20 protein-coding genes are annotated in these 25,006 nt (G+C 50.6%); 12 read left to right on the forward strand and 8 right to left on the reverse strand.

Annotated features, from left to right (window positions below):
• Positions 1-209 precede the first annotated feature (209 nt).
• The 8 genes from K787_RS0118720 to K787_RS0118755 form a co-directional block, all read right to left on the reverse strand.
• Entirely contained in the window at positions 210-602 is a 393-nt protein-coding gene (locus K787_RS0118720) for a VanZ family protein (protein ID WP_022964340.1), read from the reverse strand.
• Positions 603-809: 207 nt separating this feature from the next.
• On the reverse strand, positions 810-2,924 hold the full coding sequence (locus tag K787_RS0118725) for a YjbH domain-containing protein (protein ID WP_022964341.1): 2,115 nt from the start codon (positions 2,922-2,924) through the stop codon (positions 810-812).
• Between the two features lie 4 nt (positions 2,925-2,928).
• On the reverse strand, positions 2,929-3,744 hold the full coding sequence (locus K787_RS23745; protein WP_022964342.1) for a capsule biosynthesis GfcC family protein: 816 nt from the start codon (positions 3,742-3,744) through the stop codon (positions 2,929-2,931).
• A gap of 20 nt (positions 3,745-3,764) precedes the next feature.
• Positions 3,765-4,430 (reverse strand): YjbF family lipoprotein, encoded by a 666-nt coding sequence (locus K787_RS0118735; protein WP_022964343.1) that lies wholly within the window; start codon positions 4,428-4,430, stop codon positions 3,765-3,767.
• A gap of 11 nt (positions 4,431-4,441) precedes the next feature.
• The gene (locus K787_RS0118740; protein WP_028615101.1) at positions 4,442-5,551 is read right to left on the reverse strand and encodes a polysaccharide biosynthesis/export family protein; all 1,110 of its coding nucleotides are present in this window, start codon (positions 5,549-5,551) and stop codon (positions 4,442-4,444) included.
• A gap of 88 nt (positions 5,552-5,639) precedes the next feature.
• Positions 5,640-5,900 carry a hypothetical protein gene (locus K787_RS0118745; RefSeq protein WP_022964345.1) on the reverse strand — a complete coding sequence of 87 codons (261 nt, stop codon included), beginning with the start codon at positions 5,898-5,900 and terminating at the stop codon, positions 5,640-5,642.
• 78 nt (positions 5,901-5,978) lie between these two features.
• Entirely contained in the window at positions 5,979-8,201 is a 2,223-nt protein-coding gene (locus tag K787_RS0118750) for a polysaccharide biosynthesis tyrosine autokinase (protein ID WP_022964346.1), read from the reverse strand.
• Positions 8,202-8,232: 31 nt separating this feature from the next.
• Positions 8,233-8,673, reverse strand: a complete 441-nt coding sequence (locus K787_RS0118755; RefSeq protein ID WP_022964347.1) for a low molecular weight protein-tyrosine-phosphatase — start codon at positions 8,671-8,673, stop codon at positions 8,233-8,235.
• Positions 8,674-8,991: 318 nt separating this feature from the next.
• On the opposite strand from K787_RS0118755, the gene K787_RS23750 reads away from it, so the two are divergent.
• From K787_RS23750 to K787_RS0118820, 12 genes are all read left to right on the forward strand, one after another.
• Positions 8,992-10,521, forward strand: coding sequence for an MBL fold metallo-hydrolase RNA specificity domain-containing protein (locus K787_RS23750; RefSeq protein WP_022964348.1), 1,530 nt, complete (start codon positions 8,992-8,994; stop codon positions 10,519-10,521).
• 748 nt (positions 10,522-11,269) lie between these two features.
• A complete protein-coding gene (gene glmS, locus K787_RS0118765) occupies positions 11,270-13,099 on the forward strand; it encodes a glutamine--fructose-6-phosphate transaminase (isomerizing) (protein WP_022964349.1) in 1,830 nt (609 codons plus the stop codon).
• Between the two features lie 86 nt (positions 13,100-13,185).
• A complete protein-coding gene (tviB, locus tag K787_RS0118770) occupies positions 13,186-14,463 on the forward strand; it encodes a Vi polysaccharide biosynthesis UDP-N-acetylglucosamine C-6 dehydrogenase TviB (protein ID WP_022964350.1) in 1,278 nt (425 codons plus the stop codon).
• A gap of 122 nt (positions 14,464-14,585) precedes the next feature.
• Entirely contained in the window at positions 14,586-15,623 is a 1,038-nt protein-coding gene (locus K787_RS0118775; RefSeq protein ID WP_022964351.1) for an NAD-dependent epimerase/dehydratase family protein, read from the forward strand.
• Entirely contained in the window at positions 15,620-16,612 is a 993-nt protein-coding gene (locus K787_RS23755; RefSeq protein WP_022964352.1) for an ATP-grasp domain-containing protein, read from the forward strand. Before K787_RS0118775 ends, K787_RS23755 begins: the two co-directional genes overlap by 4 nt.
• 362 nt (positions 16,613-16,974) lie before the next feature.
• Positions 16,975-18,192, forward strand: a complete 1,218-nt coding sequence (locus tag K787_RS0118785) for a hypothetical protein (RefSeq protein ID WP_022964353.1) — start codon at positions 16,975-16,977, stop codon at positions 18,190-18,192.
• Positions 18,189-19,289, forward strand: coding sequence for a glycosyltransferase family 4 protein (locus K787_RS0118790; RefSeq protein ID WP_084672192.1), 1,101 nt, complete (start codon positions 18,189-18,191; stop codon positions 19,287-19,289). The genes K787_RS0118785 and K787_RS0118790 overlap by 4 nt, the downstream gene beginning before the upstream one ends.
• The gene (locus tag K787_RS0118795) at positions 19,282-20,451 is read left to right on the forward strand and encodes a glycosyltransferase family 4 protein (protein ID WP_022964355.1); all 1,170 of its coding nucleotides are present in this window, start codon (positions 19,282-19,284) and stop codon (positions 20,449-20,451) included. The genes K787_RS0118790 and K787_RS0118795 overlap by 8 nt, the downstream gene beginning before the upstream one ends.
• Positions 20,452-20,649: 198 nt before the next feature.
• Complete coding sequence (locus tag K787_RS0118800) at positions 20,650-21,795, forward strand: hypothetical protein (protein ID WP_022964356.1); 1,146 nt, start codon at positions 20,650-20,652, stop codon at positions 21,793-21,795.
• Positions 21,796-22,541: 746 nt separating this feature from the next.
• Positions 22,542-23,666 carry a glycosyltransferase family 4 protein gene (locus K787_RS0118810; protein WP_022964357.1) on the forward strand — a complete coding sequence of 375 codons (1,125 nt, stop codon included), beginning with the start codon at positions 22,542-22,544 and terminating at the stop codon, positions 23,664-23,666.
• A complete protein-coding gene (locus K787_RS0118815; protein WP_022964358.1) occupies positions 23,663-24,274 on the forward strand; it encodes a sugar transferase in 612 nt (203 codons plus the stop codon). The genes K787_RS0118810 and K787_RS0118815 overlap by 4 nt, the downstream gene beginning before the upstream one ends.
• On the forward strand, positions 24,267-24,923 hold the full coding sequence (locus K787_RS0118820; RefSeq protein WP_022964359.1) for an acetyltransferase: 657 nt from the start codon (positions 24,267-24,269) through the stop codon (positions 24,921-24,923). Before K787_RS0118815 ends, K787_RS0118820 begins: the two co-directional genes overlap by 8 nt.
• The last annotated feature ends 83 nt before the right edge of the window (positions 24,924-25,006 follow it).

The following is a 25,006-nucleotide window of genomic DNA, read 5'->3' on the forward strand; positions in this document are numbered from 1 at the left end:
CCGCCTGCGCGAGGATGACGGGGGTGGGGTGGATCCTCGCCTGCGCGAGGATGACGGGGGTGGGGCGGATACCCGCCTGCGCGAGGATGACGGGGCCCCGCGGACGTGGGGATCGCGGGAATGACGGGGGTGGGGCGGATCCTTGCGTTCGTGGGGACGACGACGAGTGTCATCGTTTGTGGCTCACATTTTTATGGCGGTAATCTTGGTTATCTTGATGATCGAGCCGTCTGGGCCCTATACGTCCACTGAAACAGAAAAATCACCAGCAATCCCGCAGCCCGCCCGCCGGTATTCACCTGCAGATCAAATAGCTCTGCCGAGCGTGTCGAGTGGAAAGTTTGCACGCCTTCTATCGCCAGGCCAACCAGAAACATCAGCGCGCCACGCAGCCACCAGCGCCAGCGCGGGTAGGCCAGGAAGCTGAGGATGGTGCAGGCGAACAAGCCGCCGGCGTGGTAAAAATCGCCGTGCCAGCTAGCAGAAGTGGGGGGCGGGGTAGGGTTGACGCCTAGATAAATGCCTAAACATAACACCGCAAAAAACAACACTTTGAAAATCACACGGTAGCGCACCCATAGGCGCTTTAAGCTTAACCACATACCCGGCAGGCCTTCCATTTCATCAAGAGGAGCACAGCATAGCAACAAACCGCGGATCAACCCGTCCTGGTAGGAGCGGCGGCCTCGCCGCGATGGAGCCCGGCCACAACAGCAACCAACCGAATACCCACCAACCCCATCGCGGCGAGGCCGCCGCTCCCACCAGAACCAGGCGATGAGAGCGGGACCCATTTGGCTGGTGCCCACTCAATCCCTAAGCGCGTTAAACCCATCATTAAAGCGATCAGTATCCGCATCCCGGGTCAAGTCATACAGCGAATAGAAACGGCTCAGCTTGGCGCCACCATCACGCGTCAGCGGGTTCCAGCCCAAGGTGCCCTGGGACTGGCTGGAGCGGGCGAAGAAGGCGTCGAACGGGAAGGTGAAGTAAATCCCCTTGTCGAAGCTACCCTCACCAAACTCTTCAGACGAGACGTCCGTGCGCGTGGCGTAGCCACCCACGGTAATGCCGTTGTTGAAGCGCCGTGATAGATCCAGCGTGCCGCCAATATCGCCTGCCAGGTACCGCCCGGCGCTGGCCTTGACCAATACGTTGTAGAAGTCGGTCTGCAGGTACGCAGTGAAATGGCCGGTCAGCGTGGAGTAATCACGCAAGCTGAAATCCTGGCGGAAGCCACGTTGGCGTACCCAGTTGGCATCCACACCTATCGCCCAATTGTCGCCGCTGGGGCGGTAGAGCACTTCACCACCCACGCCGCCGAACATGCTTTCCAGCAGGCCGCCGTAGCCCATGGCATACAGGTCACGGTCCAGGCGCTTGGTATGGGTGTACTGGAAGTTCTCCAGAATCACGTCGGAGCTGGTCAGGTATTCGCGAATGTCCGTCCGTACTTGCGGCAGCTGGCTCTCGCCTTTAACCCGGAATTTGTCGAAGTTGTTGATCAGGTTCGCTGCCAAGCTGGCGTGCAGCCACTGATTGCGGGTAAAGCGATACTCGCCTTTTACCCGTGCCAGCAGTTGATACAGAATAAAGCCATCCGGGCCACCCACGTTCTGGTTGTAGCCTAGTGATAACCCATAGGTAAACTTCTCTAGCGGCGCGGTGTGCAGCAGCTCGGTATCCAGCACGCTGGGCGTGGCCAGTACTGTAGAGCGGCGCATGGCCTGTTCATCAATGCGGTTCTGTTCCAGATCGCGCAGGCGGCCGGCATCAATGCTCGCTTCAGACACGGCAATGCCGCGTGGCTTGTTAACCAGCGTATACCAGTCATAGGTGCCTTCGCCGGTGCTGTTGTCCAGCACGCGGCTGGCACGGCCCAGGCCCTGGGCCTGATTGCGGAAGGTTTTCTGCTCGCCGGTCACGATCAGTTCACGGTCTTTGACTTCAATGGTTTCTACTTCAAAGCCGGCATTATCGCGCAGCCGCTCACTGACGTTAGCCCAATCCACAGTCTGAGCACTCACACCGGCGGGCAAGGGCTCACGCCGCTCCGGTGGCGGGTCAAGCAGCTTGGCCGGGAAGGGGTCGCTCTTGAGGTTGGAGTGCAGGGTAATACCAAACATCGCGGTATTGCCGCGCTCCCAGCCCAGGCTCAGATCAACACCTTTGCTCAGCCGATAGACCACGCCCAGGTTGATCGGTGAATCCTGATCCTGATTGTTTTGCTGTGGTTCGCTCTTGTAATCGTTGCCATCCAGTTCGATCTTGAAGCGCAGCGGGTCCCAGGGTGTTTGGTATTCCACGCCACCAAAAACACCCGGCCGGCCACGGAAGTAGTTGTCCAGGCTGAAATCACCACCGGTGCCTACCGTACCGGCATCACGGCTGTCGTAATCATCGCCCAAAAACCCCAGCGGGTTACCAAAGTCACCGCGATTACCGATATAACCCCAGGCCACGCCCAGGCTGAAATCCAGATCATAAAAGCGCTTGTTGGCCACCACAAACTCACTGGAGAACAGACCGGTACCGGCCAGATCGCGAAAGCCCACTGACAGCTCTGGCAGCCAGTAGTCTTCCTGCATCAGGCGGAATTTGAAGTCAAAGGCCTTGTCTTTCAGGCTCTGATCGCCACTGAACTCATCTATTTGGCTGTAACGCCGGTTGCTAATGGCTATATAGCGCAGCGTGCCTTCCAGCCAGGGTACCGGCTGCATGGAGATACTGTAACGGCTGTAAGGCGATGTGCGGTTGGCATTGAAGCTGAAGGTGCCCTCAGGCGCCATGCGTGCAGTGGGGGTTTGCAACAGGCCCACGCCGCCAAAGTCGTGTTGGGTGGTGCGGTAGCGGTCAGCCAGCGCGCTGCTGGGCAGCGCCAATCCGGCAATCAAAGCGGGCACAAGGTAAACAGAACGCAACATCAGCTTACTCACTGAAACGACCCCCCAGTTGATACTGGGTAGCCAGCATGGCAGCCATATCGTTATTTAAGCCGCGTGTGCTCGGCGACAGCCGCTTTGGCTGTGGCGGCAGGTAGATGATGGCGCCGGTTGCCACATCTGCCGGTTGCAGGTTCCAGTAAGCAATGCCGTAGGTCTGCCAGGTGCCGTTGGGCTGAATCAGGTAAGCGCTATTGCGCTCGGCCAGTGGATGCCGTTGGCAGGCTTTCAAGTAATCGAGCATTTGCCAGCTGGGGTCATGTGGCAGCACACAATCGGCCATTACCGCACCGGTGACGCGCACCTGTTCCGCTTTGCGCGGGTACAGCAAGCGGTCGCCGTTTTCCAGCAGCGGGTTATTGCTGAGAATCAGCTGTTGCAAAGGGTCTAGCTGCGCCACCGTACGGCCGGTGACTGGCATAGCCTCAACGGCGCGATACAGGCGGGTAATTAACTCGTGCAGTTCAGCATCTTCCACCGCCAGGGCATGCACGCGGTTGGCATTGAGCTCAAACAACAGCCCGACCTTGAGCCGCTGCTGGGGCTCCATGGCACTCTGGCGCAGCAACGCCGCGCCGAGAAACCAGGCCTGGGCATTAATCTGAGCGGTAACCGAGGCATCATGCAGGCGCGCACCCGCTGGAAAGTCGTAGGTGCCGGGCTTAATCACCGCGCCGCTGATAGTAACGCCGGTAATGGCGGGTGGTGTGTCATTACCGGGCGGCGTACCAGCGGTTTGGGCATACACTGCGGCGGGTAGGCAAAGGCATGCCAGGTAAGCGGCCGCTATATAGGCTTTCAAATCTCGCCTTAATCCCCGCCTCATAATTGCTGCCCCGCATCCACCGGAACTACTTCGGTGAGGTAGAGTACCGGCAGGTCTTCGGCAAGGTGCTGAGCACTGGCCAGCACAGCGCCGCTCGCGGGGTCTATCCAGTAATAATTGGTGGTCTTGAAGCCAATGCTGGGCATGCGGATGGCTTCATCAATACGTTGCAACCGGCGCTCAACGCCCATGATGTCAATCGCTTCAATGGGCCCAAAGCGGTAGCGCGCATGCTGGGGGATGTTGGTTAAAAACCGCGCGGGCATATCGATACGGCGGGTTATTTCCTGCCCATCGGCCAGGGTACGCAAATCACCCAGAAAGGGATCGTCGCGCAACAGCGGCGCCAGCACGTCACCCTTTTCCGGTATGCCGGCGGATTGCACCAGCCGGCCGTTATGGGTCACCAGCATCTGCTGCGGGCCATGCCATTCAGCAAAGTCCCCAGAGCGAGCTGCCAGCACCAGCAAGGTTTCAGACAGGCCAAAGGTCGCCAGCAGCCCTGGCCGCCCTAGGCGGTTGACCTGCTCGGTGCTGATGACTGACTCAGGCCCGCTAATAGCCAGGTTGATGGTGCGATAGGCGGTGTTGGTGGCAGAGTTACAGCCCGCCAACACCAGCGCCGCAAGGCAAAGCGCACCCGCGTGTGCAAGGTTATTCACCGCAGGCTCCCTTAGTTACGATCGCGGATGTCTTCGTCGATCAGCACACCGGTACGCAGAATGTTGGCAGAGGGGAACAGCTGGCTGATAAAGCGATTCCAGCGGGTGATCCCGGCAGCACCCACAAACACCACATCCTGCGGCTGCATTTCAAACTGGTCAGCCAGAATAAAGGCGGAGGGCGAGCGAGCGTTCAGCTGGAATACCGTCGCGCGCTCGTTTTCCAGGTTGTCTACGCCGCGGATCACATAAATCTCTTGGCCGCTGGAGGTTTCAGGTGAGGGGCCGCCAACGGTGGCCAGCACTTCACTCAGGCTCATACGGCTGGTGCGGTAGGCCAGGGCACGGGGCGTAGCTACCTCGCCCATTACAAACACCTTGCGTGAATCATTCAGGCCCAAATGCAGCTTGTCGCCAGGGCGCAGATACACTTCACCAATGTTGCTGGTGTTACTTGTCAGCCGGTCGTAGTCCAGATTGTAGGCAGTGCCATTACGGGTCAGGATCAAATTAGACAGGTCCGCACGTAACGGGTCGATCCCCGCCAGGCCAACAGCCTGCAGCAGTGTTAACCGCTGGGCATCAACCGGAATAAAGCCTGGGTTTTCAAAAGCGCCACTGACGATGATCTTCTGGCTGTTATAGCCAATCACGTTAACGTCAACCTGGGGCTGTTCAATAAAGCGCGCCAGGCGCTGGGCGATAATTTCGCGCAGCTCTTCCAGGGTCAAGCCTTCTACGTGAACGTTGCCAATAAAGGGGTAGAACAGGGTGCCGTCGTCACGAACAATACGGGCGTTAGCTTGAGTGGTCTGCTGTTGCCCGCCGGGGGTGGTCAGCTCTGGGTGGTCCCATACGGTAATAAACAGGGCATCGTTGGCGCCAATCCGGTAATTCTCGGGTTGGTAATCCAGCAGCTCCTGGGGGATGGTCATCCTGCGGCTAACGGACTGATCCTGGGCGATCAGCTTGGGCGTAATCTCGACCATCTCAACCAGGCTGTTTTCTGCAGAATCATCGCTGATCAGTCGGTCCGTATCCATATGCATGCCGGGGGAGAACATGCAGGCCTGAAGAAAGAGAGCAGAAGCACCTAGCGCAAGGAGAGGGTATCGAGTCATGGTCGGAATACTTGCCTTTTATTCGAATCTGGACAATAAAAAGGCCACCTAAAACCAAATCTAGGTGGCCTTGATCACTGCTACCGAATTACGGGGTGGTAGTAGTAGAGGTTGTGGTGCCAGAGCCAGAGCCGCCGCTGTCAGAGGCCGCTGCAATAGCGCCGCCTGCAATAGCAACACCCAGTGCGATCTTGCCAGCGGTCATACCGCCAGTGCCTTGCGCGCCTGTATTGGAGCTGGTGGTGCCGGCAGCAGGTGTAGTTGCTGAGGTGTCAGTATCTTGAGCGAAGCTCATACCGGAGGCGAGCAGCAAACCGCTGGTCACCAGTGCAAAAACTTGTTTTTTCATAACTCGTCTCCTTGTTTAAATCCAATAATACACTTGATTATACGCACTAAGGGGCTCATGTGAACCCCTGTAGCCTATTTACTTGGTGTCTGATTTGTACTCGTACTGGTAATAGCCGTAATTGCCGTAGCCGTAAGCAGAGGCTTTTTTCTCTACCGCGTTGAAAATCGCGCCCTTAATCTCAATGCCGTTATTTCTGAAGCGCAGCAGCGTCTGTTGTATTTCACGCGCGGGGTTCATGCCAAAGCGCGTCACAATCAGGCTGGTGCCGGCCAAGCGACCGACCAGGGCGGCATCGGTCACTGCCAGAATCGGCGGTGTATCGATAATTACCAAGTCGTACATTTTATTCAGTTGCTGCAGCAAGCTTTCAAAGTTGGCATGCATCAACAGCTCAGAGGGGTTGGGTGGTATCTGGCCCCGGCTGATAAAGTGCAGGTTGTCTATTTCGGTTTTATGAATCACATCCGCCAGCGTGTGAGTGCTGACCAGTAAGCCAGACAGGCCAGGCTCCGGCTCTTTGTTCAGCAGCTTGTGCACATAACCCTTGCGCATGTCGCCGTCGATCAGCACTACTTTCTTGCCGGTCTGCGCCACAATCGCCGCCAGGTTGGCAGACACGAACGACTTGCCCACGCTGGGGCTGGGGCCGGAGATCATCAGAATGTTGTTCTTGGCTTCCAGCATGGCAAAATGCAGGCTGGTGCGCAGGCTACGCAGTGACTCAATCGCCAGATCCGCTGGGTTGGTGGCAGCGAGCAAATGTGAGCCTTGGCTGGTAAATTTGCCCTTGAAGCTTTTTTCCAGTACCTGCTGATCTTTACTGAAGGGCACCGAGGCATACACCGGCAAGCCAAGCTGCTCTATCAGTTCGGGGTTTTCAATGCCGCGGTTAAGCGCATGGCGCAGCAGGGCGATAGCCACGCCCAGCATGCCGCCCAATAGCGTGGCCAATACCACGATCAGAGCTTTCTTTGGTTTGACTGGAGCGCTGGTATCCACCACGGCATTATCGATAATACGTACATTGCCTACGGTACCGGCCCGGGTTATGTCCAGCTCCTGAGAGGTGTTGAGCATGGCGGTGTAAATTTCAGTGCTGACTTTTACATCGCGGGCCAAGCGTAACAGCTCCTGCTGGGTTTCCGGCAGGCTGCCCACGCGTTCAATCAAACGGTCGCGGCGCGCTTCAAGCTGGCCAAGCTGCTCTACAAGGGCCTGGTAGCTGGGGTGTTGGCGAGTAAAGCGGCGCTCTAGCTCCGAGCGCTTGAGCATCAATTCGGAGATGGCTGTTTCCAGCTCCACCACCTGGTCAAGTACGCCTTGGGTTTCAATAGTAATATCAACCGAGCCAGCGCTGGACTGATAGGCGTTCAGTGCCGACTCAGCCGCTTCCAGATCTTTGCGTACTTTGGGTAATTGCTGCTGCAAAAAATCCAGGCTTTGCTGTGCTTCTGCTGATTTGCGCTCAACGTTCTGCCTTACATAGAGGCGGCTGACTTCATCAAGGGTGCTTACCGCATGGGCAGGTAGGGCGCTTTCCAGGCTCAGCGTCAGAATCCCCGAATCACGGCCCTTTTCACTGGCGCCAATCCGGCTTTGGTAATTAAGCGTGGTGCGCAGTGCGCTGCGCTTGCTAACCAGAAACTCTGTGCCTGGCCGAGCGACCAAGTCCGCCACTTGCAGCTTGAAACCTGACTCGTCAATCGTCTGACCGGTGCTGCCATTAAGCAGTTCTTCGCCATCAGCATTCAGCAGCGTAAAGCTATTGTTTTCACCTGCGCGGAGTGTCAGGGCTGCGCCTTGATAACTGGAAGGGACTTCCAGCTGAAAAATATCAATGCGCTCGCCGCCCCAGGCGTAGCTGTCAAAAGACAGTAGCGGGTCGGCCACGGGCTGCTCTGGTGTGCTTTCGAAGCGCCGATTAAAAAACGGCCCTATGACTGGGAACAGTTTAGGTTCGGCAACCACGTCCAGCTTCAAATTGGTGACTGCCTGGCCGATCACGCTCCGTGACTTCAACAATTCGATCTCGGTGGCGGCAGCAGAGGGCGTAGAAAACATATTGCCACCCCCTTCGCCCAATAGATTGCCAATGCCGGATGACTTTTCTTCGATCTGAATAACGGTATTAGCCACATAAACAGGCGTAGTCAGCATCGCATAAGCAATGCCCACAAGCGCAAAAATTACGGTACAAGCGATGATGGTGTACTTGCGATCTATCAGAGCACCGAGCAGCGCTAACAAGTCGATTTCGTCACTGGTGTCGTTGGCAGTGGAGGTGGGTGTGTTCTGCATTTAAAAGATTATTTCCGTTGAGAAAGAGGCATCAGTTTTTAAGATAAGGCAGCCAGGCGCTGGTTGCCTTGTCAAGAATTTGGTAAACATGTTCAAAGGCGGGTAGCTGCTGGCGGTAGGGGTCTGGCACTTCACAATTGTCTAACCATTTGCCTAGCAACAGGGTCTTGCCGCGCGCTTCCGGTGCGATGGCATGAATAGATTGAATATGCCGCTGCTCCATCGCCAGAATCAGGCTCGCTTCGCGCAGCATGCGTGAGTTGATCTGCCGGGCTTTGTGCTCAGGCAAACTATGGCCGGCAGCCTCAAGTACCTGGGTGGCTGTGGCATCCAGGGGTTTATCCACCAGCGCACCCAGGCCGGCTGAGCTCACAGTGATGCCGCTGCCCTCCAACTTGGCTTTAAGCAGCGCCTCAGCCGTGGGGCTGCGGCAAATGTTGCCAACGCAGACAACCAGTATTGAATTGATCATGTTTGCTTAATCATGTGTGCTTGATGGTTGCTGCTTACTTGTCCGGTACTGGGCGAAGCAAGTTTATAAAAGCCGCAACTGTAGTTTCTAGGGCGCACAGGGTCAAGCTGCGTTGGCGGCTGATGTTAAAATTATGGCGCTTAGGCGCGGCAGCTTCTTGTCAGTGTCTTGCTGCGCCATCGGGCTGTCATTGCAGCCAAGCGTTGCAGCCCAGCCACGCCAAGCCAGTGATTATAAAAAATGTGGATTGGTTCGCGGTAGCACTTGGCCCAAGGCGGTATTGTCGCGCTTTGACTGCCACCGGCAAAGGAGTTGCCCATGCCTGCTAATAGCCCAAGCTCACCCGCCAGCTCAGTACGGTACCCCTTTATTCAACATCATGGCGCGGTCAAAGGCGTGACCGGTTCTTGCCATCAGCTATGGCTTACAGCCGATGACAGTCTGTTGATCGATTGCGGCCTGTTCCAGGGGGCGGAAACCTCCGGTAGCGGCGAGGCGGGCGCCGATGCACTCGCGGTGCAGTTCAATATAGCCAGTGTGCGTGCGCTGATCGCCACCCATGTGCACATAGACCATATCGGCCGCTTGCCGTGGTTGCTAGCGGCAGGCTTTAAGCAGCCGATCCATTGTACCGAGCCTTCTGCCTTGCTCATGCCCACCGTACTGGAGGATGCCTTCCTGGTCGGCGTCAAGCGCGACAAAAACCTGGCTAAGCGTTTTGTGCAGCAGGTGGGCAAATTGCTGGTAGGCCACCCCTACAAACAATGGATTACATTGCTAGCGTGTGATGACATCATCTGCCGCATTCGCTTCCAGCGCGCCGGGCATATCCTCGGCTCCGCTTATATAGAATGTGATGTGCAGTACCCAGAACAGAATCGCAGCCGCCGCATCGTCTTCTCCGGCGACCTGGGCGCACCCCACGCCCCCATGCTGCCCGCACCCAAACCGCCCTACCGTGCAGATGTAGTGGTACTGGAAAGCACCTACGGCAACCGCCTGCACGAAAACCGCCTTACCCGTCGCGCCCGCTTTCAAAAGGTACTGGAAAACGCCCTGGCAGACGGCGGCACCGTCATCATCCCGGCCTTCAGCATAGGCCGCACCCAAGAACTGCTATACGAACTAGAAGACATCATCACCCGCGCCGGAAGCAACACTCGTCCCGGTAGGAGCGGCGGCCCCGCCGCGATAGCAGCCTCCCAGCCCACACAAAACCCGCAAAAAAATCAAACCAACCCCTGGCAAAACCTCCCCATCATCCTGGATGCCCCCCTAGCCACCCGCTTCACCCAGCTCTACCGCCAACTAAAACCCTGGTGGGCCAAAGAAGCCCTAAAGCGCGTCACCCAAGGCCGCCAACCCCTAGGTTTTGAGCAGCTACTCACAGTAACAACCCACGCCCAACACCACGCCATGGTCAACCGCCTGACCCACACCCGCCAACCGGCCATCGTCATTACTGGCAGCGGCATGTGCAACGCCGGCCGCGTCGTCAACTACCTCAAAGCCATGCTCGGCGACCCCAGGCACAACGTAGTATTCGTCGGCTACCAAGCCCAAGGCACCCCCGGCAGAGCCATCCAACAATACGGCCCCAAAAGCGGCTACGTAGAGCTGGACGGCGAGCGTTACCCGATCAAGGCAGGCGTACATACCTTGGGCGGCTATTCCGCCCACGCAGACCAAAAAGGCCTGGTCGGTTTTGTCTCCGGCATGCGCCACGGCCCCGAGGAGGTCAGGCTGGTACACGGCGATGAATCAGCCAAGGCGGAACTTTCCGCCGTACTCAAAGCGCAGTCAGAAAAAAAAGGCTGCGCGCTATCCATCGTTATCCCCCAGGCGTGACGGGCAGTGTGCCGTTTAGCCATCATGGTATGGGCGGCCATGCGACTGTCTGCGCTAGCCAATAAAGCCCCGCCAAGGCTTGTAAGAACTGCCTGAGAACGTTTACCATTGCCCGTCTTTAGCGCTGCTCAAGTGCGCTAAGACAGATAGATAGAGAGTCGCGCAGCCAGCATTGGCGGCGCGTGCAGGTTAAATAGCCAGGTAGGGACAGGATGTCATTTCTACAGCAAGATTCATGCTTTACCGCTCAATGCGTTCAAGCGCGACGCCAACCCAGGCGGGTCAGTGTCCTTGCCAGATCCGGGGTTGTTACCGTTCTCGACTTGAACGCCTCTCGCACGGCCCTTAGCGGCACACACAATTCTGTTACTCCCTCAGCAAACAAGGCGGACTCCATAACCGCCTAAGAAATTATTTTTTTATTTCCAACTATTTCAAAAGACTGCGGTCCCAGAACAGCTCATGTTGCACCGTTGATGTTGCGAGTTCAGCTTGCGACGCGATGTTGTTTTAGTGCCTACAAAACGGTTTTCACTGCGGTCCTCAAGAAATTGACAGTAAATCTTGTGGCGGTAGCGTACCTAAAATCAGCCAAGCACTACGCAAGCGAAGCTCTCACTCGCCCAGGTACCAACCATTTAGGTACCCAATCCAGGTGGGAGCGGCGGCCCTGCCGCGATAACAAACTCACAAAGCACTCCGAGCCCACCAGCCCGGAATGCCAAACAACCAAGGGAACACCCGAAAAATGTGCGGAATAGTCGGCGCAGTCGCACTGCGCAATATCACCCCCATATTGATCGAAGGCCTGCGCCGCCTCGAATACCGTGGCTATGATTCTGCCGGCGTTGCTGTGCTGGCTGATGGCAATGGCATCAAACGTACCCGTGCCATGGGTAAAGTCGCTGAGCTAGAAGAGGCATTGCTATCCAGTGAGGCCAACGGCCACCTGGGCATTGCCCACACCCGCTGGGCTACCCACGGCAGACCTTCCGAGCGCAATGCGCACCCGCATTTGTCTGAGCGTTTGGCCGTAGTACATAACGGCATCATTGAAAATCATCACAGCCTACGCACGCGTCTGCAATCCCAGGGCTATGAATTCACCTCCGATACCGACACGGAAGTGGTCGCCCACTTGCTGGCGCATCACTACGCCCGCAAGCAGGATATGCTCAGCGCCCTGCGCAGCACCCTGGAAGAGCTGCGTGGTGCCTACGCATTGGGCGTTATCCATCAAGATGAACCCAACACGCTGTACTGCGCACGCATGGGCAGCCCGCTGGTAATAGGCGAGGGCAGTGAGGAGCACTTTATTGCCTCAGACCCATTGGCCCTGCTGCAAGTGACTGACCAATTTATCTATCTGGATGAAGGCGATCACGCGCGCCTGACGCTGAACAGCTGCGAGATATGGAACAGCCAGAACCAGAGCATGACCTACCCGGTACAGCGTTACGCACATGCTGCACACACCCTGGACAAGGGCGAGTACCGGCACTTTATGCTCAAGGAAATCTACGAGCAGCCCCGTGCAGTCACCGATACCCTTGCCGGTTTGCTCGGCGAAGATCGGGTGCTCACCGCTGTACTCGGCCCAGACGCCGAAAGCCACCTGAAAGACGTACGCAATATCCATATCGTTGCCTGTGGCACCAGTTACCATGCTGGCCTGGTGGCGCGCTACTGGCTGGAAGAACAAACCGGGCTACCCTGCCAGGTAGAAGTTGCCAGTGAATACCGCTACCGCAGCGTATCCGTACCAGACGGCACCCTGCTTATTACCCTTTCCCAGTCCGGGGAAACCGCCGATACCCTGGCCGCGCTGCGTTATGCGAAAAAACAAGGCTACCTGGGCACCCTGGCGATCTGCAACGTAGCCGGCAGCTCGCTGGTGCGTGAGGCCGATTGGCGTCTGTTGACCCATGCCGGCCCGGAAATCGGCGTTGCCTCCACCAAGGCCTTTACTACCCAACTGGTCGCACTGCTCTGGCTAACCACTGCCCTGGCCCAGGAGCGCAATCGCGCCCCGGAAATGATTGCGGCGAATATTCGTGCTCTGCGTGGCCTGCCCAAGCTGATCGAGCAGGTGCTGGAACTGGACGGCGTGATCGAGGACCTGGCCCATAGCTTCGCCAACAAACACCATGCACTGTTTCTTGGCCGGGGCACGCATTACCCGATTGCCATGGAAGGGGCGTTAAAGCTGAAAGAAATTTCCTACATTCATGCAGAAGCCTACGCCGCCGGTGAGCTCAAGCACGGCCCCCTGGCGCTGGTAGATGAAGATATGCCGGTAGTCAGCGTCGCGCCCAGTGACAGCCTGCTGGAAAAACTCAAATCTAATCTGCAGGAAGTCCGCGCCCGCGGTGGCCAGTTAATCAACTTTGCCTGTGAGCGGGCAGATCTGGATAATGGCGACGGCATCACCCACATCAAACTGCCATGGGTGTATGAGAGCATTTCCCCGATTGTGTATACCATCCCGCTGCAATTGCTCAGTTACCATGTGGCGCTGGTAAAAGGTACAGACGTAGACAAACCCAGAAACCTGGCCAAATCCGTCACCGTAGAATAGTGACAGTCCTACCTAGGTAGGAGCGGCGGCCTCGCCGCGAAACGATCTCGACCAAACATATTCGTTTTAGATATCAGGAACATTAAATGCTGACTCTCTCCAACATCAAAATCGCCATCATCGGCCTGGGCTACGTAGGCCTGCCCCTCGCCGTAGAATTTGGCAAAAAACGCTCAGTCATCGGCTTTGACATCAACCAGCCGCGCATAGCCGCGCTGCAAGCAGGCCACGACAGCACCCTGGAAGTGGATGACGCCGAACTCAAGCAAGCAACCCACCTGAGTTACAGCGCCAACCCTGCTGACCTTGAATCTGCAAACGTCTATATCGTCACCGTGCCCACCCCGATTGACGATCACAAGCGCCCGGACCTGACCCCGCTGATCAAGGCCTCTGAAACCATCGGCAAAACGTTGAAGAAGGGCGATATTGTCATATACGAATCCACCGTCTACCCCGGCGCCACCGAGGAAGACTGCGTCCCGGTTCTGGAGCGGGTATCCGGTCTGACTTTCAATGTCGATTTTTACGCTGGCTATAGCCCAGAACGCATCAACCCCGGCGACAAAGAACACCGCGTTACCACCATCAAGAAAGTCACCTCCGGCTCCACGCCGGAAATCGCTGACCTGGTTGATGCCCTTTACAACGAAATCATCATCGCCGGCACGCACAAGGCCAACAGCATAAAAGTAGCCGAAGCGGCCAAAGTGATCGAAAACACCCAGCGTGATCTGAATATCGCCCTGATCAACGAGCTGGCGGTGATTTTCAATAAAATGGGAATCGATACCGAGGCTGTGCTTCAGGCAGCAGGCACCAAGTGGAACTTCCTACCATTCCGCCCCGGTCTGGTCGGTGGGCACTGCATTGGTGTAGACCCTTACTACCTGACTCATAAAGCCGAAGCCATCGGCTACCACCCGCAGATCATTCTGGCCGGTCGCCGCCTGAATGACAGCATGGGTGCGTACGTCGTTTCGCAACTGGTCAAATGCATGCTGAAAAAACGCATCCATGTAGACGGCGCTCGTGTGCTGATCATGGGTCTGACCTTCAAAGAAAACTGCCCAGACCTGCGCAATACCAAAATCATCGACATCGTCAGAGAACTCAGCGAATACAATATTCAAGTCGATGTGTACGACCCATGGGTGTCCGCGAGCGAAGCAGAACACGAATACAGCATCACTCCCGTCGTCGAGCCTGCGATCAACGCTTATGATGGTGTTATTCTGGCCGTAGGTCACAAACAATTTGTACAACTAGGCGCAGAAAACATCCGCAAATTCGGCAAAGCAAAACACGTACTCTACGACCTAAAATACCTGCTAACAGCAGAAGAGTCAGACCTACGCCTCTGATTGGGCAAGGCTGCCGCTGCCCTTGGTAGGAGCGGCGGCCTCGCCGCGAAGGGTTGTAAATACACAGGCCTCGCCGCAAAACGCTCCACAAATTCACACAGCACCACCAAAAGACTCAACAAATGACCCGCTACGAACAATTACTCCAAGACCTACCCAAGCACCCAAAAACCTGGCTTATCACAGGCGTAGCCGGCTTCATCGGCTCAAACCTGCTGGAAACCCTCCTAAAGCTGGATCAAAAGGTCGTCGGCCTGGACAACTTCGCCACCGGCCACCAGCACAACCTGGACGAAGTACAAGGTGAAGTCACCCCTGAGCAGTGGGACCGGTTCAACTTTATCGAAGGCGATATTCGCCATCTTGCTGACTGCCAGAAAGCCTGTGAAGGTGTTGATTACGTGCTGCACCAGGCCGCGCTAGGCTCCGTACCACGCAGCCTGAACGACCCAATCACGACTAACGAAACAAACATCAGTGGCTTCCTCAATATGCTAGTCGCTGCCCGAGATGCCAAGGTTGCCAGCTTCACCTACGCAGCCAGTAGCTCCACCTACGGCGACCACCCAGGCTTGCCCAAGGTAGAAGACGTTATCGGCAAGCCGCTATCCCCCTATGCTGTCACCAAATACGTCAATGAACTCTATGCAGACGTGTTCGCTAAAAGCTATGGATTCAACACCATTGGCCTTCGCTATTTTAATGTCTTTGGCAAGCGTCAAGATCCCGAAGGTGCTTATGCCGCAGTTATCCCTAAGTGGATTGAGGCTATGATTAATGATGCGAAAGTTACTATTAATGGCGATGGCCAAACCAGTCGTGACTTTTGTTATATAGATAACACGATCCAAGCTAACCTGTTAGCTGCAACAACAACAGATCCTTTAAATCTAAATGAAATATACAATGTCGCTTTTGACGATAGAACCAGTCTTAATACGTTGTTTGAAATGATTAAGACAGCGCTAGCGGAGGAAGGGATACGTTATAATCGGGCGCCTTTGTATAACGATTTTAGATCAGGTGATGTGCGTCATTCACAAGCTAATATCTCAAAAATATGGAATTCGTTAGGTTACTCACCGTCTTATGACGTTAAACGAGGTCTAACTATAGCAATACATTGGTACATCAGATCCTTGGGGCAGGAACAAAAATGAGTACCATCTGGATACTTACACTACCAAATGGCTTTTTCGGACGGGCCGAGAAAGGCTGGAAGTCGCTTGATTTATTAGGCATTAAATCAATGCTGGAGGAGTTTGGTCACGAGGTTAAATTTGGAGATATATGTAAGGCTTTAAAATATGAAATACAGGAGAATGAGTTTGTATTTTATACATCTTCAGACGAACCAAGCATAAGAGCATATATAAAGGATGTGATTTACTTGCTCGCAAAAAGATGCACGGTTGTACCTGAATACGAATCTCTTCTAGCGCACGAAAACAAAGGTTTTCAGCAGCTATGGAGATATGAAAATAAAATAGGAGGGCTTTCAGGAGATTATTTTTTTGACAAGGATGATCTCCCACAAGAATATCCATATGTTTATAAAAGCGTGACGGGAGCTGGAAGTAAGGACGTTTACCTTGTGAAGAATGATGCGGACAGGAAAAAAGTCTCTTCTAAAGAGTTCAGGGTGTCAAGCAAGAGGAAAATAATTAAAATATTACAGCGATTCAAGATTAGTAGTAGCGAATATAGCGAATATTTATATAGGCACAAAGGTTTTGGTTTGGGTGTGTGGCAAGAGTTCATAAGTAATTTGAAGTGCGACTATAAGGTTTTAGTCTACGGGCAAAAATATTATGTGCTGACTCGTCAGGTGCGAAAAGGTGATTTCAGAGCAAGTGGAAGTGGCAATTTCGACTACGCTTCGGTGGCCTCAGAGGTTCTGGAATACGCAAGGAGAATATTTCAATCGCTCAATGTACCGTTTGCATCACTAGATATTGCTGAGCAAAAAGGAAACTGCTTTTTAATCGAGTATCAATGTACGCACTTTGGACCCTACACAATATTAAACTCTGATGGCTACTACGAAAGAGATTCTTTTGCTAGCTGGCATTACGTTAACGAAAAGCCAAATCTTGAACATGCTATAGCAAATTCGTTAAACGATTTTATAGCTCTTAAGAAAAATTGATGTGCCTAATATAATAAAGTTTGCAATGGCGGCAGAACGTAGAAAGTTTTTAAGTATCTGTGGGTAGGTTTGTAGCGAGTCGAATTTAGAATATTGTTGCTTATTAGTGTAGATTTGTTCGCTACTATTCCGTTAAGGTTGTCGCAGATAACATGGCCTGATAAAGCACGTATTAGGTAAATTCACGCTAGATAAGAACGAAGAGGTAGTTAATAGCTGTTATAGGTTTAGGTATTATGATAATTTTGTTTGTCAGTATTGATGATATGAGTATTTAAAATAAGGCTGGACCCTCGATCTGTTTAGTGTAGTGCTGGATCGCGTACCTAAAAAAATGGGTTAAGTAAGAAAATTAAATTAATATGAAAATATATTTAGCGTCTATTGTTAAGTCCTCCATATTTAAAGCGACAGCTCTAAACCAGATTTCAGTATTAACTAACATTGGCTTAGGGATAGTTTTAATTCCTTTTATCTATAACTACTTTGGGGTCAGCGGTCTCGCTATCTATCTGGAGCTCATAGCATTAAAAGCGATAGTGGATATTTTTACAGCTGCACTCGGTGGAGGGATTGTTCGTCACATTGCTGACGGGGGTGGAGCAGCCGCTTTTAACGCGTCGCTGAAGCTTTTTACTAGCTACGCCATCATAGCAGTTATAGTTTGTTATATATATTTCACCTTAACTAAGCAGTTAGGTGTTGACTTAATACTTTATTTTTCTGCCTACGTTTGTTTAAGCTTGATTATCCAGCCTTTTTTACAGCGCGCCACGGCGTGCGGTTATCAACAACTTGGCCCTGTTATTCGGATATCGCAGAACGCTCTTTATTTTGTATTATTGGTTTTATATATCGGTTTAAGTGAGCATAAAGAGATAGACAAGGTTTTCACAATACTCGCGGCCACTTCGTTTTTTTCCTTAGTGCTAGTGGTCGTGGTGACAAGAAAAATTTCTATAAATCAAGAAGATTCTTGTGATTTTACAGTTAAAGATTTTGCTCTTTCCTTATCCTCCTATGCTATATTTGCTATATTTTTTTCAATATGTGCACAGATCGAAGTGCTTTTTTTGAATAAAATTATAGTTGCTGAATTGTTTGCAGTAATTATTGCTTCATGGAAAATCCCTAATATATTAGTACAGCTGCTATGGCGATACTGCGAAGTTAAAGGGGTTGCGTTAAAAGTAACAAGAAATAGCCAGCAACTCTCGAAATCTCTCCCTGAGCGCGGTCTTTTGGTTGTTAGTCTAATTGTAGCTCTGTCTTATTATGTGATGGCTGATTTCGGGTATGAGCTCTGGATGGGAAGCGAATTTAATCCTAGTGCGACACTAATTGCGATTTTTGCCATTGGTATAGTCCCAATGACGATGAATAGGCTTTATACTGGTTATTTACAATTCACTAGTTACGCAACTATCCTAGGGTGGCAATATTTTACTATATGCATTGCTAAAATTTTGTATATAGTTTTTATGGGTTCTGATTGGATCTACGGGTCATTTGTAGTTTGGTTTGTTCTTGAGTCGATATTTTGTTTAATTAACAGAAAAGTGATAAGTAAGTATATATGACTATTAAAGGCGTGTTTATTCATCCATGTATTAGATCTTACCGAGGAGGGTTCTTTTCTAAGCTTGCTGAAAGTTTAGATTTGGATATCATTGAAAGTGATAGGCCTAGATCTGGAGAACATGTTATTCAAGACAGGGCGCGTGCAATAAAAGAGAACGGCTTGGCACCGATAAAACGGTCCAGAGTTTCGTTGCCAAAAGTAGCCAACTCAAATGCAAGTATATTATTAAGTTTGAATCTGAAATATGAATTTATTATCTTCAGCGGATTTGTTAGCTTTCCTTTTGTTCTTTTATGTATTCCAGCCAAGATACTTCGCAAAAAAATCTACGTTTTTGATGAGCTGTGGAGTTATCCCAGTACTAAAAAATATGCATTGATAAGACCGATCATTAAGTATATTGGGCAGAAAATGATTGATGGTCACATAGTGGCCGGCAGTAGGTCAAATATATTTAGTCAAATGTTTTTTGGTAAAAACATGAGTCGTTTAACTGTTCCTAATACACATTCAAATTATAATAGCGCTCTTAAGCTTAATTCGAGTAGAGATGGTGATGTTTTGTATTTAGGGCGAGTGGTCGAAATTAAAGGTCTTGATTTGCTAATTAGAGGTATTGCTGCCACAAAAGATACAAGGCTTACTGTGGTTGGGGAGGGACCATTTCTACCTCACTGTAAGCAGTTAGCTATAAGATTAGGAGTTTCTGACAGAGTTAAGTTTGAAGGTGCTTGTGAAAGCAATATGGTGGCTCAATATTTTATAGCTCATGATGTGTTCGTGTTACCGAGCAGGCTAATTGAACAACAATCGCAGCAGCTCGAAAGTTGGGGTTTCACTTTGAATGAAGCCCTGTCGTATGGCTGCAAAATAATAGCGTCCGACATGGTGGGCGGTGGATACGATCTGATCAAGTCAGGCTTTAACGGCTATATGTTTAAAAGTGAGGATATTGACGATCTAGTAAACAAAATTGAGTTGTCAAGAAAGATCGTTACATCTCCCTGTCAGATTTCAGACGATCTTAAAGCCAGATTTAATCATGAGGCAAACGCAAAAAGTGTTGTTGAGTTTATAGGAAAGTCCTTTGAGTGATAAAGTCAGAGTTACAGGTAAGGCCGCTCAGGACACAATACGCATTGTGCATGTTATTGTAGGTCTGAATGTGGGTGGTGCTGAGTTAATGTTAAAGAGATTGATCTTATCCCAATTAAATACTGATCGTTATCAGCACTCAGTTATTTCTTTAACTGGAGTAGGAGAGATTGGACGGGATCTCCGTGCGGAGGGTATTGAGGTTTGCGCCTTAAATATGATCAATGCAAAAAACGTATTCCGAGCATTTTTCGATCTTAGAAAAAAATTGGATTTGATTCGCCCTGATATTGTTCAGACCTGGATGTATCATGCAGATCTCATCGGTGGCTTAGCTGCATACTCCGTAGGGTTACGGAAAATAATTTGGGGTATACGAACTACTGATGTAAAAGCGGGGGGGGGGAGGGTAACACGGGGGGTACGAAAAGCATGCGCTGTGTTGTCATATTTCATTCCTACTAAAATAGTGTGTGCTGCTAATGCTTCTCGGGATGTTCATGTCCAGGTAGGTTATAACAAATCCAAAATGATTATTATCCCAAACGGTTTCGATGTAGAGCGTTTAATAAAAGATTCTCGGAGTAAAGATAAGTTACGCACTGGTTTGGGTTATACGTCGGATGATATCGTTATAGGTTCGGTTGGTCGTTTTAACGCTGTAAAAGATCAAAAGAGCTTTATTCAGGCAGCGGGTATTTTGGCTAAAAGCCATAGCAATGTAAGATATTTAATGGTGGGGAGAGACATTGATACTGACAACCTTGCACTTAAGGGATGGATAGAAGAAACTGGTTTCCCTGAATATTTTCTTCTTCTTGGTCAACGACAGGATGTGCCAGCTTGTTTAGCCGCTATGGATATATTTTGTCTTCATTCACGCACGGAGGGATTCCCTAATGTCGTCGGTGAAGCCATGGTTTTGGGTAAGCCCTGCGTAGTCACCGACGTGGGCGATGCTGCGTATTTAGTTCAAAATTCAGGAATCGTTGTTGCCAGAGACAATCCGCCCGAATTGGCCGATGGGTTGGCGCAGATGCTGAAATTGTCCAAAAGTGATTTGGATCTATTAGGTGTGCTTGGCCGGAAACGAATACAGTCTCAATTTACCATGGTGCATACAGCCCATTTGTTTGAAACGCTTTATGATCAGATTATGTAGCTGAGATCATCTAATTATTAAGCAGCGGCCGTTCTTGTGTTTTGCTTTTTATCAAATATTCGGTCGAAACAGATAATGGCGTCGCATTGTTTGTCTCTCTGTTAATAAATTTAGCATTATCTTGCTGTAGCTGGTAACCGTTTGTTTGGGTCTAATGGAAAGTAAGCTGATACTTCGTTCAATCTCTATAGGAAGAATATGTATACTGGGTTGATGTTGTTTGTTGGAATAGTTTATTACCTGTTTGGTTTGGTTTGGCAGGTTAAGCATGCTGCCGTCAAGACACGCCCTCTTTGGTTTTGGCTCTTAGTTTTTTTTGTTGTTCCTGTTTTTTTTATATGTTCTTTTGCATATATGCTTCTAGCAGGAGAATACAGCGCTCTTCCGTTAATTTCGCCAGACTCTCTCCGATACGTAGCGGAAGCTAACATGTTTAAGGCTCACTTGATGGCGATTGATGAGCTTTATGGAGTTTATAAAGAGTATCACGTCACGCCTAAAATGGGTATGTCGAGCTTGCTTGCGTGGATTAGTTATCCTTGGGGTGATCTAGAGCCAGAAGTTTACTACCTAATCAATAATTTATTAGTAGCATTTGTGTTGATGTTCTGTTTTGGTTTGGTCTATGATCTTTGCAGCTATTTTGATGCAAAGCGCTATTTCTTTTTCGTCGCTATCTTTTTCCTGTTTTTACCTACAGATATTTACTGGTATGGTAGATTGCTTAGAGAGTCGATGGCAAATATTTTTTTGTTGTCGATACTTATGTCCAACGCTTTGTATTTATTGACAAAGCAAAAAAAATATCTTTGTTATATTTTATTGCTATCTATTTGGCTCATCATGTATCGTCCGCAGTTAGTGATTTTAAGTTCTATTGCGATGGGTTTATGTGATATTTTTACTTCTAGAAGGTGGGTTGTAATTTGGGCGTCTGCTCTTCTACTTGTTTTCTCACTGGTACAAAGTATCATGACTATGGGTTTGCGTAAGGTGGGAGAGATTCTCTCGGCTTTGGGTTTAGAACTTATTTCACCATTCTTAATTTATTTAACACAAGTAGGGGGGGTGTTATGTATAACTATTCTAGGGGTGCTGTTTATATGGCTGGCCCTGTTCTCTAAAGAATCTGACGCACAAATAAATGATGTGCGTGCCTTCCGTTTGTACTCTTTGCTCTGTCTAGTTGTCGGTGTTGTCGGTATCGTTTTATTTTTTACAGTTGAAGATATGCAAATTCGATTCGTTTATCCATATGTTTATTTCTTTAAAGTATCTGTATTTTGTTTTATTTTTTGTGTTCTTGGGTCTTCTCGCAAAAGCGCTGCGCAGTATTCGATGTAATAGGGTTTGTTCTTGGTTGTCGATGGGTGTGAATTGTTGAGGTATTTATTTCACAGCTAACTATTGATAGTTTTTAGAGTGGTACGCTGAGGTTTTGTGCTCTTTAAATGCTTTGGAAATAAATTTGATATGATACAACGGTAGAGAAACGGGCGGCTAAAGAGTACGGTCTTAAGGTTTAAGTGCAACACCAGTCGATGGTCTGAAGATTATTGCACCCTGATCAAAGCTCGGTAGTATAACCGGCTGGACCGACAGCTCTGGCAATTGACGTACTCGAAGGTGTTGGTTTTCAACGAGAGGGGTTACCTCCCATGGCTCACGATGAAGCCCGGTTGTTCTTCCGGTCGGTCAACCAGCCTTACGAGCGTGCCAGTACCATCTTGGCCCCGAGAAAAAACTTTCTGGACTTGAGCGAGGTGCTTGGCTGTCAGGCCTTTGCCACAGCGATACAAAGATACTAGATAGGCTCCTGCACTATTCAACCAAATTACACATTAAAGGCGAAAGCTAGAGACCGAAAGACAGGCGAAAAGCTGACCTTGAATCACACCGGGTTTTATGGAGGCGGATACTAATGACGCTAGCCTTTAAAAACTGGAGATTGAGACTGCTGGCAACCGGACAATTTAAACTGATAAAAAGCGTTCTGCGTGGTTGGTGGATTTCGTGGACCTACATCAAAGTTTGCGCCCTGGTTTTTACTCAAAATACTTTTCATTTATTACGGTGGCACAGTTAATTTAATGAAATCTTTTCTAATCGTCGCGAGCTATTCTGACTCTCTTCTGAAATTCCGTGGCGCGTTGATCGATGCTCTCTTATTCCAAGGAATGGTGGTGCACGTTGCAGCACCAAATCTATCTTCGGATTCTACTATTGGTCAAGCGCTTCTGGAAAAAGGCGTGATACTGCATGAAATTTTTCTCTCTCGTACCGGCATGAATCCCGCTGCTGATGTACGCACCTTTATCTCCCTTCTTCGGTTAGTGCGTAGGGTTAAACCTACACGGGTGTTAGCTTACACAATAAAGCCAGTTATTTATGGATTATTAGCTGCAAGATTGGGACGCGTTTCTCAACGTAATGCTCTTATCACCGGATTAGGTTATGCTTTTCAAGGTGACGAAAAGCGTAGTCGCAGCAAGGTTCGCATGCTTGTTCAGAAACTCTATGGTTTCGCTTTGCGAGGTGCAGATAGAGTCTTCTTCCAGAACCCGGATGATGAAGCGCTCTTTCGCTCATTAGGGATTTTAAAAGTGGGTACCTCTTCATGTGTGGTTAATGGTTCCGGCATTGCTGTTGATCAATTCACTATTGCACCATTGCCATCCCAGCCGCGATTTTTATTGATCGCCCGGCTCCTTGGTGACAAAGGCGTGCGGGAGTACGCAGAGGCGGCAAGGCAGATCAATACGCGTCACCCCGAAGCCGTATTTCAGCTTGTCGGTTGGTTAGATGAGAACCCCGATTCAATTAGCCAGGCAGAGCTTGATGGCTGGGCGGCGTCTGGGGCAATTGATTATCTAGGAAAGCTCGATGATGTTCGTCCAGCTATCGAAGATTGCAGTGTTTATGTGTTGCCTTCTTATCGCGAAGGCACCCCTCGCACCGTCCTCGAAGCCATGGCTATGGGCCGCCCTATTGTCACGACCGATGCGCCTGGCTGCAGGGAGACGGTCGTCGATGGGGATAATGGTTTTTTGGTGCCTGTGAAATCCGTTGAAGCGCTTGTTGCTGCTATGGAAAGATTCATTCTTGAACCAGAGCTCGCCGCTCAAATGGGCCAACGATCCCGTGAGATAGCAGTTGAAAAATACGATGTACATAAAGTGAATGCGGTAATGCTAAAGGAAATGGGTATTGCATGATTAAAAGGCTTTTTGATTTTACTCTTTCTGCTTTTGGCTTGCTGATTCTTTCTCCCGTGATGGCTGGGGTAGCTTGGAAAATTAGTCAAAAAATGGGCTCTCCCGTTTTGTTTAAGCAGGTTCGCCCAGGCCGGGATGGCAAGCCGTTTAAAATGGTGAAGTTTCGTACCATGAAAGACGCGATTGATGCTCATGGCAACCCACTGCCCGATTCTGAGCGTCTCACATCCTTCGGACAGTTTTTACGTTCGTCTAGTTTGGATGAGTTACCTGAGCTATGGAATGTGCTGAAGGGTGATATGAGCCTGGTAGGGCCACGCCCGCTGTTGATGGAATATTTGCCCCTGTATTCAGCAGAACAATACCGCCGTCATGATGTAAGGCCAGGTGTGACTGGTTGGGCGCAGATCAATGGCCGCAATACCCTTAGCTGGGAAGACAAGTTTGACTTGGACGTGTGGTATGTAGAGAACCGTTCACTTTGGCTTGATATCAAGATCTTGTTTTTGACTGTGAAAAAGGTACTGGTGCGCGACGGCATCAGCGCAGATGGAGAAGCGACCATGAGCCGGTTTGAAGGAAGTGGTTTTGGAGAAAAAAATGACTGAGACAATTGTTGGAATATATGGAGCAAGCGGTTTCGGCCGTGAAATCATGCCGCTTGCAAAAGCCGAGTATCACTCAGTTTTTTCTGATGTGCGCTTTGTATTCGTGGACGATAATGCGGACTCGGATACGCTAAATGGGTACCCCATACTGAGTTACTCCGATTTTTTATCCTATCAAGCTGCAAATAAATTTGTTGTGTTGGCTATCGCAAATAGCGGTGTGCGAGAAAAGCTAGCGGCCAAATGCGAAGCTGATGAAATAGGTATTCTCTCGGTCACTGCCGATAACGTTGTCACCCTTGATGCTGTGGAGATTGGGGAGGGCGCTATTCTATGTCATTTCACCCAATTGACTTCCAATATCCAAATTGGCAAACAGTTTCACGCAAACATTTACAGTTATGTAGCTCATGATTGCGTCATCGGAGATTATGTCACCTTCGCTCCTGGTGTTCGTTGCAACGGGAATATTCATATTGAAGATCACGCCTATATCGGAACCGGAGCGATCATAAAGCAGGGGACTCCCGCGAAGCCGTTGATCATCGGCAAAGGCGCTGTTGTGGGGATGGGCGCGGTAGTAACCAAGGATGTGCCTCCTGGGGTTACAGTGGTAGGCAACCCCGCGCGCCCGCTCGTTAAAAACTGATTTTAATGCATGCAGCTTGCGCAGTCTGGTGCGTCTATTGTTACAACTGTTCATCCTTCTGAAAACATTAGCCGATAGGCTTA

Origin of the sequence: Halopseudomonas pelagia CL-AP6, from assembly GCF_000410875.1 — a bacterium.
Lineage (GTDB): Bacteria > Pseudomonadota > Gammaproteobacteria > Pseudomonadales > Pseudomonadaceae > Halopseudomonas > Halopseudomonas pelagia.

Coding starts and splice junctions, on each gene's coding strand:
- K787_RS0118720 (WP_022964340.1), bottom strand. CDS start 602: ATGTGGTTAAGCTTAAAGCGCCTATGGGTGCGCTACCGTGTGATTTTC.
- K787_RS0118725 (WP_022964341.1), bottom strand. CDS start 2,924: ATGTTGCGTTCTGTTTACCTTGTGCCCGCTTTGATTGCCGGATTGGCG.
- K787_RS0118740 (WP_028615101.1), bottom strand. CDS start 5,551: ATGACTCGATACCCTCTCCTTGCGCTAGGTGCTTCTGCTCTCTTTCTT.
- K787_RS0118745 (WP_022964345.1), bottom strand. CDS start 5,900: ATGAAAAAACAAGTTTTTGCACTGGTGACCAGCGGTTTGCTGCTCGCC.
- K787_RS0118750 (WP_022964346.1), bottom strand. CDS start 8,201: ATGCAGAACACACCCACCTCCACTGCCAACGACACCAGTGACGAAATC.
- K787_RS0118755 (WP_022964347.1), bottom strand. CDS start 8,673: ATGATCAATTCAATACTGGTTGTCTGCGTTGGCAACATTTGCCGCAGC.
- K787_RS23750 (WP_022964348.1), top strand. CDS start 8,992: ATGCCTGCTAATAGCCCAAGCTCACCCGCCAGCTCAGTACGGTACCCC.
- glmS (WP_022964349.1), top strand. CDS start 11,270: ATGTGCGGAATAGTCGGCGCAGTCGCACTGCGCAATATCACCCCCATA.
- tviB (WP_022964350.1), top strand. CDS start 13,186: ATGCTGACTCTCTCCAACATCAAAATCGCCATCATCGGCCTGGGCTAC.
- K787_RS0118775 (WP_022964351.1), top strand. CDS start 14,586: ATGACCCGCTACGAACAATTACTCCAAGACCTACCCAAGCACCCAAAA.
- K787_RS23755 (WP_022964352.1), top strand. CDS start 15,620: ATGAGTACCATCTGGATACTTACACTACCAAATGGCTTTTTCGGACGG.
- K787_RS0118785 (WP_022964353.1), top strand. CDS start 16,975: ATGAAAATATATTTAGCGTCTATTGTTAAGTCCTCCATATTTAAAGCG.
- K787_RS0118790 (WP_084672192.1), top strand. CDS start 18,189: ATGACTATTAAAGGCGTGTTTATTCATCCATGTATTAGATCTTACCGA.
- K787_RS0118800 (WP_022964356.1), top strand. CDS start 20,650: ATGTATACTGGGTTGATGTTGTTTGTTGGAATAGTTTATTACCTGTTT.
- K787_RS0118810 (WP_022964357.1), top strand. CDS start 22,542: ATGAAATCTTTTCTAATCGTCGCGAGCTATTCTGACTCTCTTCTGAAA.
- K787_RS0118815 (WP_022964358.1), top strand. CDS start 23,663: ATGATTAAAAGGCTTTTTGATTTTACTCTTTCTGCTTTTGGCTTGCTG.
- K787_RS0118820 (WP_022964359.1), top strand. CDS start 24,267: ATGACTGAGACAATTGTTGGAATATATGGAGCAAGCGGTTTCGGCCGT.